Raw genomic sequence first — 13,455 nt, 5'->3', positions numbered from 1 at the left:
AAGTATGAATCGGAGAAAGTTTCTCTCGCTGAGCGCTGCTGCTGCCGCTCACACAGCGCTCGCGCAGACGGTGCCTGCTGCGGGTCCGACCGCAGGTTTTAAGCCGACCGCTCCTTTGAAATCATATGGGACGCCGTGCGGGATGCGTGTCGGAACCCAGGCCGAACGGTCATGGCTGCAGCAGCCGGGAATGGCGAAATTTGTCACCACGAACTTCAACCTGCTTACAGCAGGCAATGAACTGAAGTGGACGAGGCTGCGCCCCAATCAGCAGACATATAACTTCACCGATGCGGACTGGATGGTGAATTTCGCGCAGCAGAACAACATGCTCTTCCACGGACACAACCTCTGCTGGAATGCGAGCAATCCGGGCTGGATGAACAGTGCTCTGAACAAGCAAAATGCGCGCCAGGCACTGGCGGACCACATCACGAAAGTGATGGGGCGGTATGCAGGCAAGATCGATTCGTGGGATGTGGTGAATGAGCCGTTCGCCCTCTGGATGGGACGTCCGGATGGGCTCTACAAGGGCATATGGCTTGATCTGCTCGGGCCGGAGTACATCGACATTGCTTTCCATACCGCGGCGCAGGCGGATTCCAAGGCGCTGCGGGTGCTGAATGTGCATCACGTGGAGCAGGACTCTCCGAATGATGAGAAGACGCGCCAGCTGACGCTGAGCATGATCCAGCAGCTGGTCAAGCGCGGCGTGCCGATTCAGGCGGTGGGTATCGAGTCGCACATGGATGCAGGCATTCCCATTGGCGGCGCCTCCTATGAGCGCTTCCTGAAGAGCATTCACGATCTGGGGCTGCAAGTGTTGTTCACGGAGATCGACATCAACGACAACCAGGTTGCCGGGCAGCCGCAACAGCGCGACCAGGCGGTCGCCAACTATTACTTTAATTACCTGACAAAGGTCATTCCGGCATCCGGCGCCAAGCAGATCATTTTCTGGACGGCATGGGACAAAGTAAACTGGATGGACTATCTCCATACTCCCCAGTACACGCGCGGAGATGGAGGGCGTCACCGTCCCGGACTGCTCGACGACAATATGCAGCCGAAGCTGGCTTACAGCGCGGTTGCCGATGCTCTGCATCAGATTTGCCGCTAAAGCGGCCTCGTTAGCGATATGGAAGCCAAGAAAAAAATAGAGACGAACGAGCCTGGGCTCAAGAAGAATTCTCTCTGGATGATATCGGGCCAGGGTGTTCAACTCCTTTTCCAGGCCGCCTACTTCATTCTGATTGGCCGCACCCTGGGCAGCAAGGAATACGGCGCATTTGTCGGTGTTGCCGCATTCATTCAGGTGCTGACCAACTTCAGCAGCTTCGGCATGGAAATGGTGATGGTGCGCGATGTGAGCCGCGACCGGAACACCTTTGCTACGGCGTGGGGAAAGACGCTGCTGGCTACGACGTGCGGCTTCATTGCCGTGATCGTGATCTCGATGGGCTTCGGGCATTACTTCCTGCATCCGGAAGTGATGGCGCTTGTACCCTACATTGCTGTTTCCGATGCGCTCTGCGGCAAGATCGCGCAGGTGGGCGCACGCGCCTTTCAGGGCGTCAGCCGGCTCCGGTATACGGCCAAGCTGACCGCGATGGTCTATGTGGCCCGCGCGATCACGGCAGGAGCGTTGTTTCTGTATTCGACCCACTATCACACGCATCCTACCGCGCTGACCTGGACACGGATTTACTGGATTGCCTCGCTGGTGATGGGAGTGATCAGCTTCATTATGGTGACGGTGCTGCTCGGGTGGCCGAAGTTCAAGGGGATCACGGGGCGCGAGCTCAGCGACGGGTTCAGCTTCTCGCTTTCGAATTCTTCGATCTCTGTTTATAACGACATCGACAAGACCTTCCTTGTGAGCCTCGGAGAGAGCCGGGCAAACGGCATCTATTCTGCCGCTTACCGCATTGTCGATGTTGCAACAGCTCCTATCTACGGCCTCTATACCGCTGCCTTCCCGAAGTTCTTTCAGGAAGGATCGAAGGGCGTGCAGGCTGCAGCAGACTTTGCGCGCAAGCTGCTGACGAAAACCACCATCTACGGCATTCTTGCGGCCGTAGGCATGTTTGCGGGCGCATCGATTCTGCCGCATGTGCTGGGAAAATCCTTTAATGATTCGATCAGCGCGCTGCGCTGGCTCTGTCTTCTGCCGCTGATCCGCAGCTTCCACTATGCGTGGGGCACGGCGATTACGGGCTCGTCGCCGCAGTGGTACCGCACGGCGACGCAACTGGGTGCGGCGGCGACTAACGTGCTGCTTGATGCGCTGCTGATTCCGCGATGGTCATGGCATGGCGCGGCGATTGCCAGCCTTCTGACGGATAGCTCGCTGGTGCTTTCGAGCTGGCTGGTGCTGTCGTATCTGCTGGCGCGTGAGCGGCAAAAGAAGAGCCAGATTCCGATGGCCGCCTGAAAGCTACTTCAGGAGCTGAAGCCCCTTTCCATTTCATGCAGACATTTTTTTTGCGAGGGCTTTAGCCCTCGCCTACCCTGCGTGAATGTTAGCGTTGATGAGCTTCACATTTGCCTGATGCGAACCTCCCAGGTCAGCTTCGCGAACCTGGGGCACCCATGCTGTGGCTGCCGAGGGCAGAAAACGGGGATCGCTCAAGGCAGACTCTGGGACACCCGCTCTTTGCCTACTTCAGCCGCTATCCTTATTCTTCCCGCAGAAGGCGTGCGGGGTCGACGGATTGCGCGCGGTGCGCGGGAATCCAGGTTGCAAGCATGCCCAGCAGCGTCATGGTAAGGACTACGCCGCCGAGCACAAGAGGATCACGCGGCGTGGCCTCATAGACGATGTGTGCGAGCACTCCGCTGGCCAGCATTCCTAAAATCAATCCAGCGACAGAGCCGCCTATGAGCAGCGTGACTGGCCGTTGGAGCGCAGCGCGCATCACCTGCATTGGCTGCGCGCCGAGAGCGATGCGGATGCCAAGCTCCTTCATGCGTTTGCTTATGCTGTAGGAAGCCATACCGAAGATTCCAGTGACGGCGAGCATTGCAGCCAGCAGGCCCATAACGCCGAGTGCGGCAGTAGCGATGCGCGAGGGAAAGAGAGCGAAGTTCAGCTCATTCTGCCAGCTGTGGATAGTGAAGGGAAGGTTGGAGTCGAGTCCGCTGACAAGCCGCTGAAGCGCGGCCGCAACTTCTGTGGGCGCCTGTGAGCGGACCACGAGGAATGTCTGCGCTGTCGCATGCTGGGCCAGCGGTAAGAACATCGCCGGCTGCTGGTCTTCTGTCAGGAAGCGATATTTTCCGTCCTCCACCACGCCTATGACTTCGTAGCTGTCTTTCTGGTCATGCCGGAAGTGCCGTCCGACGGCCGGGCTGTTTCCGAACATCATGCGGGCAAAGGTTGCGTTGACGATAGCGACGTGCGGAGAATTCCCGTCATCGTGCCAGGTGAAGTCGCGTCCAGCGAGAAGAGGCGTTCCGGCAGTTTGCATGTATCCAGGAGAGACGACGAATCTCGTAGCGTCGAGAACGGCGCTGGAGAATCGAAAGTCGGTCTCATCCTGGCGAAAGATGATGTTGTCATTGCTGGTTGCGCCGAGCGGCAGGTTGTCAATCGTGGCCACCGAGCGCACGCCGGGAATCCGCGCGGCTTCCTCGATCATGCGTTTCTGCGTGAGAAACGCTGACTGGTTGCTGTATCCGGCGAGTCCCAGGTCTGCGTCCACCATGGTGACTCCCTGCGGGTTGAACCCGAAGTTTGCGTGAAGGGAGCGCTCCATGCCGCGCAGGGCGACAAAGGATGAAGTGACGAGCAGCGTGCAGACGGCGATCTGCACTACCAGCAGAATGTCGCGAAGAGTGAGGCGACGGAATGTGACCACTGCGGCAGAACCACTTTTCATGGCCTGGGCCGCGTCGATGCGCCAGCTTTGGCGGACAGGGAGCAGTCCGAAGAAGATCCCGCTGCCGAGGGAGAGAAGGAAAGCGACCACGTAGACGGTCGGATCAGGAGAAACGATGACGTGAACCGGCGCCTGCACGACAGGCTGCCAGCGGCTCAATGCCTGGAGCAGGTAGGAGGCTAAGACCATCCCTACCGCTCCTCCGATCAGCGCGACGGTTATGGATTCGACCAGCAGCTGACGCATGATCGGCCACCGGCCGGAACCAATGGCCATGCGGATGGCGGTCTCGCGGCTGCGGTCTGCGGCGCGCGCGGCAAAGACGCTGGCCAGGTTGGCGCAGGATGCCAACAGGACCAGCAAGGCCATGAGCATCAGGCCCAGCAGGAAGGCCCTTGCCGGACGGCCGAAGCCGTCACCCATCAGGCCGGGTTTGACCAGCCGGGCGTCGAGGCCGTCATCGTCCTGCGGGTAGGTTCTGGAAAGCTGCTTTGCGATGGCGTTGAGGTTGTCTGCGGCCTGTTGCGGGGTGGCGCCGGGCTTCAGCCTCCCGACGGCGAACACCTGGTGGTTACTACGCTGATTCAGATAGCTGTAGCCTTCAAGCTGTTCCTCGTTGACCATGGGCACCCAGAAATCAGGCCGCATCAGAAGCTCGGTTCCATGAAAGCTTTCCGGAGCAATACCGACGATTGTGTAGGGATGCTTATCGAGATTGATGGTGGACCCGATGACGTTAGGGTCGCTGTTCAAGCGATCATGCCAGAAGCCATGGCTCAGTACGACGTATGGCGCCGAGCCAGGCCCATGCTCGTCGGTTTGATGGAAATATCGGCCAAGCTCGGGATGCACGCCAAGCAGGTCGAAGTAATTTCCAGAGACTTCAAAGCCCAGGCTCTCGACAGGCTTTGCCTGCTGCGATCCTGACGCGGGACGGCTGACGCCAGCAGTAGAGAAACTATAGGCAGCGATATCGCTGAAGGTAGTGTTCCGGTCACGGTAATCGAGGTAATCCAGATAAGACTGGTTATCCCAGCCATCCTTCTGGTGGGAGATCTGATAGAGGTTGTGTGCGTCGGGGACCGCGAGCGGTCGCAGCACCAGTGTGTTGAGCACGCTGAAAACGACCACGTTTGCACCTACTCCGAGGGCCAGTGTGAGAATGGCGGTCAGGGCGAAGCCGGGAGACTTGCGCAGCTGACGGACTGAGAAGCGGAAATCCTGGAGAAGGGCATGCATGATTCAAACCTCGATATGTCTATGTCTGCACGATGGGTTCCAGAGATGGGTTTGTGGACTGGCTTGTTTTTCTGTCAGTTAGCGGATTGGATTTGTGGGATGGTGAATGGAATGTGTCCAGAAATGATGAATAGTGTCCGGTACCGGACAGGATTACGCCTTGCTTGTATCCTGCGAACCTCCCACGTTAGCTTCGCGAACGTGGGGCACCATGTGATGGCTGTCGAAGCTTAAGGGGATCCCACCCTATCGCCGGACATCGCGACGATAGGATGGGTTCCTTTGCAGCGGATTATGGGTTGACTACCTGCTTCAGCACGGTGGAGGTGCTGGGAGCGAAGTAGGTTCCTCCTACGTAGTACGCGGTGATATTGTGCGTGCCTACCGCGAGCGTCGAGGTGGAAGTGGATGCTGTGTGGGTTGAGTTGTTGATGTTTCCGTAGCCGAGGACAGTGCTGCCATCCTTGAAGACGACCTCACCGGTGGCAACGCCTGTGAAGGGATTGTTCCGGAGAACGGTTGCGGTGATGGTGATCCACTGGCCTTTGTGGGCCGGATTAGGTGAGCCGCCGATGGAGGTCGACGTGGAAGCCTTGACGGCCAACGTGACCTTCTGGCCTGCTTCTCCGTTTCCGGCCTTATCGGTGCTGTGGAAGATGACCGAATGAGGGCCGGCAGCGGCGATGCTGAATGGCCCGGTGTAGGTGGTCAGTGCTCCGCCATCAACCTGATAGAGAGTGCTGGCGATGCCGCTGAGGCTATCCGTGGCGGCAAGGCTGACATTCACCGGAGTGGTATAAACGGAGCCACTCAGAGTGCCACTGAGGGTAATGTTGGTCTTCGGCGCAGTCTCGTCAATTCTGACGGAGGCGCCTTTTTGTGACTCGAAGTTGCCGGCCTTGTCCTTGCTGAAGTAGTAGACGGTGTGTGCAGCCTGGGAACTGATACTGAATGGGCCGCTGTAGACGCTGCATGCTCCGGTGTTCGAGGAGGAGCAGGCGGAGTTGTCTACCGCATAATAGGTAGTGGCAATGCCTGATCCAGTTGTGCCCGAGCCGGGATCAGAGCCAGCCAGAGTTACCTGTACGGTGCTCTTATCCCATCCGGCTCCGTTTGGCGCAGGGGACTGTGACAGACCGGTGGATGGAGCAATGGTGTCGTAGCAGACCGAACCGTATTTCTGGTCAGCTGATGCGACACCGGTGTTGTCCCACGCGCGCAGGTTCACGGTGTGGCAACCCTGGCCGGCGCTGGAGAGGCCGAGCGATCCGCTGGTTCCATTGGGAACCTGAGGGCCGCTGTAGAAGGAGTTGCCTGAGCCCGGAGTCGGCTCGCTGAAGACATCGCCCGGATCGGAGTCCCACTTGGCGCTGTAGCCGGCGACTCCGGTGGCGGGAAGGCCATCGGAGGTGGTGTCAGTCAGCGACCAGCTTACGGTCTGATTAGAGTTGTACCAGGCGCCGGTGGTTGGCCCGGAGAAGGTGGCTTTGGGCGGGCCGAAATCGCCTGCCATGTATGTATTGATGGCCCAGGCAAGCTGCAGCATGTTGGCCGATCCCCAGCCGGTAACCATGTCGTAGCCGGTGCCGGCGCAGAAATAGCCCAGTCCATAGGCCGCAGTTATGTCGTTGTTGTTGCATCCGGAGAGAGTGTCATAGAACGGGTAGTGCGGTGCGTAGCTCGGGTTCTCTCCAAAGTAGTACATGTAGTAGTTGGGGTTGCCCATGGGAGCGCAGGTGTGGCTGTTGCACTTGCCGCCGGTCACGCTGCTGAGATAGAGAAGGTAGGCGTTCTCCTGTGCGAAGAAGCCGGCCATTTCCGGAGCAACGATGCTGGTTCCGCCATTGCCCTGGAGTGCTCCGCCGAAGTACATGTTCTGCGGAGTGTGGTACCAGTCGGCGTTGAGCGCGATGTCAGGAACGCCGCGGCTTGAGAGTCCGAGGGCGCTCTGATAGGACGGTGTAGCGTAAACGGCGCTACGCCCGCCGGTGCTGCCGCCATCATTCGAGCCACAGCCGTCAGGACCTCCGCTCCATGCAACTTCAGAGCTGAAGATCGGGCCTGAGAACAGCGACAGAGTCGTGCCGCCGGCGCCGACGATATCCGGATCAGAAGCGGGAAACTGCACGCGGTCGGCATTGCTGCAGCCGCCGCTTGCGCCCTGGTCGCCGGAGGCTGCGACCAGCGTCCATCCCTGGCCGACCATCTGGTTGAAGATATTGTGGGCGGTGTTCATGTCCGTGCTGTCAAAGCAGGCGACTTCGGCGCATCCCCAACTGGTGCTGAAGATTCGTGCCTTATTGCCTGTAAGGATGGAGTTGTAGACATCGTTGAAGGTGGCGAAGCTGTTGTTGACGCCGTCGTAAAGATAGACCATCGACGTATCGACATAACTGCCGAAGCTGTTGGACATGGCTGTGGCCCATTCCATATCCATGGTTCCTTCTCCATCGCAGCAGGAAGGCGTGCCGTCGATGTAGAACTGCTGCCAGTGATAAGCGAGGTAGGGGTACTGGTTGTGGAAGCCGGTAAAGTCATTGCCGTCCTGCGTGCCGGCGGTGGCGATGGCGATAGACGTTTCAACCGGCGTGGATCCGGAATTGCCCAGCGGATTGCAGCAGTGGCCCTGGTTGTAGAGCGCGTTGGTGTCGTAGGCCTGTGAACTGAACATGTCGGATGGATCATAGGCGCCGCCGGTGATGTTAGGAGAAACGCCATTCAAATGCGTCGCGGAAGCAGGCGGTTTCTGCGTGCTGTTTTGCGCTCCTGATTGGCCCATGGCAGAGACAGGGCCCGATGCGTACATCTGGAAGGCCGGCTCGACGGCATTCTTGTTGGCCGGGTGAAGCACGTTGAGACTGTTGAGGCCGCCGATGGATTCAACGATGCCGGCGATGTTCTGAGGCAGCACCGGGTCACGGTCATTGGAGAAGAAAGAGGCGTTGCCGAGCTGGTAGTTGTTCATAGTAACGCCGAAGGCTTTCTCAATACTGCTGGCCGGTGCCTCGACGTCGATGATGAGGCGGTTAGGGTAGCGCTGAGCGATTGAGAGACCCTGGGACTGTGCCCAGTCGACGACCTGCTGTTCGTCTACAACGGCAGGACCAAAGCGCTCGTTCCATTCTTCAGCCGTGAGGTAGTGATGGAATTCCGGCGAGTTCTTGTCGTGGATATCGGCGAGGAACTGCTCTTCTTCTTCTAGGTGCGGTGGTTTGAGTCCAATGACCACACGCAGCGTTTGCGAGGCGTTGAATCTGCTGGAGAGCTTGGCGGTGCCGTTCTGCACGGCCTGCGGAGTGAGACGGCCGGGAGTCTTTAATGCTGTGGGTTGCTGCGCGATGGCCGTGTTGAGAGAGACGAGGCTGAATAAGACCATGGCGATGGTTCGCAGCGCTGTGCATGCGCGCGACGAACAATGTTTTTCACCTATCATGGGGTTTTCTCCTTACATAGCTGTGGCAACGGCTGAAGCGGGCAGTTGCCAGATGGACGTAGTTGGGCCGACACCTGGGCTTCCAATGCCCAACGCGGGGAGACGACGTATCAGGAACGGCGACGGGACGCTGAGGTTTTGTCCGACTGCAGGGAAGGAGTTACCGAAGGCTCATGGCCTTCGGCATGATTGCAGATGTATTTGAATTAAATGGCCCAGGGGTGATTCAGCGACTGCCAGAAGCTCGTTCGACAGGTAGTGAATGAGGGTGTGGTAAACGTTTCACTTTGGTGTGATTTTTCATATCCCGGGTTTCGATTTATTTTGCACTGCGCATGGCCTGGCGCAGTTGCTGCTCGGCGGCTGGCGGCCAGTACTTGCAGTCGAGCTGCAGGAAGACCGATGTGTAGGGAATGGTCATGTTGGTCTTGAGGACGAGGACGTGGAAGGATTGTCCAGCGTCGTTGACCTGCTTGATGAGAGTTTCGTGGGGGATGTATTTGATAGGGCGGTCCTGGAAGATGGAGCGCAGGTCTTCGCGGTAGACGCGGACTCCGGGCGCGAGCTGGTCAGTGAGGTAGGGTAGCTCGGCGTCAAGGAAGATATTGGGTGTGACGTGGGCGGAGTGATCGAGGATGGCGAGGACGTAACGCAGGACATTCTCCAGGTGGGTGTCGGTTTCGATGACTTCGATTCCGGGTGACACCTGAAGCGGATAGGCGGAGTCGACGATCATGATCCAGTTGCGATGGCCGAGGAGTGGGAGCTCCTGACGGACTTTGATCTGCCAGTCTGTTTCCGGGGCCTGGGCCTGTGCCTGTAGTGTGGGTGCGGTGATTGCGAGGATGACGAATATGAGCAGTGCGAGTTTTTTCATGGCAGATGTTCAATATAAGCCCAGAAAAAAGATCTTGCAGAATGAAAGGCTATGTATGAAAGCTGCGTAGAATTTTCGTTCTTATGAAAACCTCTGGATTCTTCGCGCGGATTGCGCGCTCAGAATGACAACTCTAAGTTATTTGTAACTGTATCTGTACTTTAACCCAGGGTGCCGGCATTGACCGGAGCCAGCTCGCGGAGGCGGGTGGCGGCGGTGGGGACGATGTCCAATGCGAAGGCGATGTCGTCTTCGGTGTTGAGCTTTGAGAGCGAGAAGCGCAGACTGGCGCGTGCTCTTGCCGCGGGCAGTCCCATGGCGGTGAGGACGTGCGATGGCTCCGTCGCTCCGGAGGCGCAGGCGGAACCGCCGGAGGTGCTGAGCCCTTTCAGGTCAAGCGCGATGACGAGGGCTTCGCCTTCGAGGTTGTCGAAGTAGATGTTGGTGGTGTTGGCGACACGCGCTACATCTCCGCCATTGACGCCGGTGTCTTCTATTTGTGCGAGGATGCCCTGCTCGAGGCGATTGCGCAGATCTGCGATGCGCTCGATGGTTCCGTCAGAGAGCGCGGCGCTGGCGATTTCCGCAGCCTTGCCCAGGCCTACGATGCCGGGGAGGTTTTCGGTTCCGGCGCGGCGGCGGCGCTCGTGCGATCCGCCGAAGAAGAGTGGTTCCAGCTTCGTTCCTCGGCGCACGTAGAGGATTCCGGTGCCCTGTGGCGCGTGCATCTTGTGGCCGGAGATGCTCAGGAGATCGCAACGCAGCGTCTGCACATCGATGGGCAGCTTGCCTGCAGCCTGCACGGCGTCGGTATGGAAGTAGATGTCGGCGTCGGCGGCAATGCGGCCGATCTCGCTGACGGGCTGGATGGCTCCGGTCTCGTTGTTGGCCATCATGACGCTGATGAGCTTCGTATTCGGCTGGATGGCGCGGCGGATCTGCTGCGGATCGATGACCCCTTCGCTTGAAACGGGCAGGAAGGTGACTTCCGCTCCGCGGTCGCGCAGGCGCTCGGCGGCGTGCAGGACAGCGTGGTGCTCAATGGATGAGGTGATAAGGTGGTCGCCGGGCTGGACGAGACCGAAGAGCGCCATGTTGTCGCTCTCAGTGCCGCCGGAGGTGAAGACGATCTCGGGGGGACGGCAGTTGATGAGCGCGGAGACGGATTCACGCGCTTGCTCGACGGCGGCACGCGCCTGCTGCCCCTGCTGGTGGATGGAGGATGCGTTGCCGAAGTGATCAATGAAATACGGGCGCATGGCGTCAAGCACCTCGGGGAGCAGAGGTGTGGTTGCGTTCGCGTCCATGTATACCCGTTTCATCGTGTGTGGTGATCTCCTGAATTTATTTTATCGTTTCACAGAAACCTTCCAAGCCTTGTTCATGCTGGTTCCAGCGAAAGACCCAGGTCAGCTACGCGAATCTGGGGCACCCTTGTGGTGGCTATGGATATGAAAAGCAGATCCTTCGCTCCCGCTCAGGATGACAGATGAGGGGATGGGGCACCCGAGTATTCAACTGAACGCTTATTCAGGGCTTCTCAACGAAGATTTGACGCGCAGGGTATAGCGGTTCTGCTAGGCTGCTTGCCAGTTGTTTCGAAGGAGGATGAAGACGTGAAGACGATTCGTTTGTGTTGTATGGCGTTGCTTTGTTGTCTGGTGGTTCCGGCGACGTTTGTGTATGCGCAGGGAATGCAGCAGGCTCCGGCGGATACTTATGGGCATTTGATGAGCGGGATGGAAAAAGAAATTGTGGGTGCGGCAGACGCGATGCCCGCTGACAAATACAACTTTGCTCCTACGCAGGGAGAGTTCAAGGGCGTGCGCACCTTCGGCCAGCAGGTGAAGCACCTGGCTGAATCGAACTACGAATTTTTTGAAGGCTGGAATGTTCCTGGGGCAGTGAAGTCAGACGACATCGAGAAGTTGACCAGCAAGGATGACATTGTGAAGGCGCTGCGCGATTCCTACACCTATGCGCATAGCGCAATCGGCACCATTACGGCTGCGAATGCCTTTACGGTAGAAGGATCGGGCCAACGGAAGTACACACGCGCGGGGATCGCGGCCTTCTGCATTGCTCATGCAATGGACCACTATGGGCAGATGGTTGTGTATCTGCGGATGAATGGGATTGTTCCTCCGGCAAGCCGACAGGGAATGTAGGACTTACCATCCAGATACGCTTTCGGCACAAAACGAGTGTTGAGTTAGGAGGTGCATCAAAAGAAAACCCCAGGTTAGCTGCGCGAACCTGGGGCACCCGGCACATGGTTTGCGATCCGACAATTGGGGAATTTTTTTCGCTGATGCGGGTTTTATCTTCGTGGCCGCGGGGCCGGAAACTTCGCTTGCTGCGACTTCCGGCCCCTTGGCACGCCTACTCTACTCTCGGAGAAAACCCATGAAGCGAATTGTGTTCAGCAGTGTGTTTGGTCTTGCTCTTATCGCTGGCGGTGTGGCCGTGGCTCAGCATCCGCCTGTACAAAACGTTGACCCAAGCCGGCATCCGAATATTGCAGCTGCTCAGCGATATTCGGAACAGGCTTATAACAAAATCACTGCAGCTCAGCAGACCAATGAATGGGATATGAATGGTCATGCTGCCCGTGCGAAGGATTTGCTTGAGCAGGCGAGTCGTGAATTAAAGGCAGCTGCGGAAACTGCGAACCAGAACCATCGGTAAACGCATAAGAAAACCCCAGGCTATCCTTTGCTGTGCTCAGGGGAAACCTGGGGCTTTCTTTTTCTGGCTTACTTATCGTTTTGCAACCGGAATATATTTTGCCGGGTATTCGGGGCCGATATATTCGGCGCGCGGGCGGATGAGGCGGTTGTCGTCGAGCTGTTCGATGACGTGGGCGGCCCATCCGGCAATGCGGCTTACGGCGAAGATCGGCGTGAAAAGATCGAGGTCGATGCCGAGCGTGGTGTAGGTCGATGCGGAGTAGAAGTCGACGTTGGCGTTTAGCTTCTTTTCCGTCTTGATGAACTGCTCGATCTTCTGCGACATGTCAAACCATTTGGTATTGTTTGCCGAGCGGCCCAGGTCTTCTGACATTTTGCGCAGGTGCGTGGCGCGCGGGTCTTCGGTGTGATAGACGCGGTGGCCGAAGCCGGAGATCTTTTTCTTCTGTGCCAGAAGGTTCTTGACGTACTCGACCGGATCCGCGCCTTCCTTGTCGACTGCGAAGAGCATGCGCATGACCGCTTCATTTGCGCCGCCATGCAGAGGGCCTTTGAGTGCGCCGATGGCACCGGTGATGGCGGAGTGAACGTCGGAGAGTGTGGCGGCGATAACGCGCGCGGCGAAGGTGGATGCGTTCAGTTCGTGGTCGGCGTGAAGGATGAGGGCGACATCGAGCGCCCTGGTTGCGGTCTCCGAGGGCTTTTCGCCGGTCAGCATCCAGAGGAAATTGCCGGCGTGCGAGAGCGACTTATCTGGTTCGACCACCGGCTTGCCCTTGCGGATGCGGTCGAAGGCGGCGACGATGATGGCGACCTGCGCGGTAAGGTCGAAGCTCTTGCGGACGTTCGAATCGTGGTCGACAGCCTTCTCGTCCTTGTCATAGAAGCTGAGCGCGGAGACGGCGGTGCGCAGCACTTCCATGGGAGTGGCGGTCTTCGGGAATTCTTTAAGGAGCTTGAGAATGTCGGGAGGAAGCTGGCGGGCGTCGGAGAGTTTTTTCTTGAAGGTATCGAGCTCGGATGCAGTGGGGAGAGTGCCGTGCCAGAGGAGGTAGGTCGTTTCCTCGAAGGTCGAGTTTTCGGCTAGCTCGTGAATATCAATCCCGCGGTAGGCGAGCACCCCGGCATCTCCGTCGATCCAGCAAATGCCAGAGTTGGCTGCGACAATCCCTTCCAGTCCTTTAGCTGCTACTGCGGTTGACATGTGACGCTCTTTTCCTCCACGTGATGTTGTTTACCCTTGTTTGATGCGGCTCCCGCAAGTCCAGGAGTGCGAGCGGGGCGCCAGAGGTCTAACTCTTCTTTATAGCAGCGTGGTTGTTGCGTTGTCACTTG

The 13,455-nt window shown here is 58.2% G+C and carries 10 protein-coding genes; 4 read left to right on the top strand and 6 right to left on the bottom strand.

The window, feature by feature from the left end:
* Positions 1–4 precede the first annotated feature (4 nt).
* A complete protein-coding gene (locus tag AC5S16_RS03695; RefSeq protein ID WP_493928675.1) occupies positions 5–1,120 on the top strand; it encodes an endo-1,4-beta-xylanase in 1,116 nt (371 codons plus the stop codon).
* Between the two features lie 18 nt (positions 1,121–1,138).
* The gene (locus AC5S16_RS03690; RefSeq protein WP_493928674.1) at positions 1,139–2,434 is read left to right on the top strand and encodes a lipopolysaccharide biosynthesis protein; all 1,296 of its coding nucleotides are present in this window, start codon (positions 1,139–1,141) and stop codon (positions 2,432–2,434) included.
* A gap of 72 nt (positions 2,435–2,506) precedes the next feature.
* Here AC5S16_RS03690 and AC5S16_RS03685 read toward each other — a convergent pair whose 3' ends face one another.
* The 5 genes from AC5S16_RS03685 to AC5S16_RS03665 all read right to left on the bottom strand — a co-directional run bounded on the left by AC5S16_RS03685 (position 2,507) and on the right by AC5S16_RS03665 (position 10,752).
* Positions 2,507–2,632 (bottom strand): hypothetical protein, encoded by a 126-nt coding sequence (locus tag AC5S16_RS03685; RefSeq protein ID WP_493928673.1) that lies wholly within the window; start codon positions 2,630–2,632, stop codon positions 2,507–2,509.
* Between the two features lie 46 nt (positions 2,633–2,678).
* Positions 2,679–5,120: an ABC transporter permease gene (locus AC5S16_RS03680; RefSeq protein WP_493928672.1), complete on the bottom strand. Its 2,442-nt coding sequence runs from the start codon at positions 5,118–5,120 to the stop codon at positions 2,679–2,681.
* Positions 5,121–5,412: 292 nt separating this feature from the next.
* Positions 5,413–8,553 (bottom strand): protease pro-enzyme activation domain-containing protein, encoded by a 3,141-nt coding sequence (locus tag AC5S16_RS03675; protein ID WP_493928671.1) that lies wholly within the window; start codon positions 8,551–8,553, stop codon positions 5,413–5,415.
* Positions 8,554–8,872: 319 nt separating this feature from the next.
* Entirely contained in the window at positions 8,873–9,430 is a 558-nt protein-coding gene (locus tag AC5S16_RS03670; RefSeq protein WP_493928670.1) for a hypothetical protein, read from the bottom strand.
* A gap of 161 nt (positions 9,431–9,591) precedes the next feature.
* Complete coding sequence (locus AC5S16_RS03665) at positions 9,592–10,752, bottom strand: cysteine desulfurase family protein (RefSeq protein WP_493928669.1); 1,161 nt, start codon at positions 10,750–10,752, stop codon at positions 9,592–9,594.
* A gap of 294 nt (positions 10,753–11,046) precedes the next feature.
* On the opposite strand from AC5S16_RS03665, the gene AC5S16_RS03660 reads away from it, so the two are divergent.
* Complete coding sequence (locus AC5S16_RS03660; protein WP_493928668.1) at positions 11,047–11,598, top strand: DinB family protein; 552 nt, start codon at positions 11,047–11,049, stop codon at positions 11,596–11,598.
* A 238-nt stretch (positions 11,599–11,836) separates the two neighbouring features.
* Complete coding sequence (locus tag AC5S16_RS03655) at positions 11,837–12,118, top strand: hypothetical protein (protein ID WP_493928667.1); 282 nt, start codon at positions 11,837–11,839, stop codon at positions 12,116–12,118.
* Positions 12,119–12,190: 72 nt separating this feature from the next.
* Here the strand turns inward: AC5S16_RS03655 and AC5S16_RS03650 are convergent, their stop codons facing one another.
* Complete coding sequence (locus AC5S16_RS03650) at positions 12,191–13,324, bottom strand: citrate synthase (protein ID WP_493928666.1); 1,134 nt, start codon at positions 13,322–13,324, stop codon at positions 12,191–12,193.
* Positions 13,325–13,455 lie beyond the last annotated feature (131 nt).

Source organism: Acidobacterium sp. FHG110202_01 (assembly GCF_059115305.1).
This window is presented reverse-complemented; position numbering and strand designations above follow the sequence as displayed.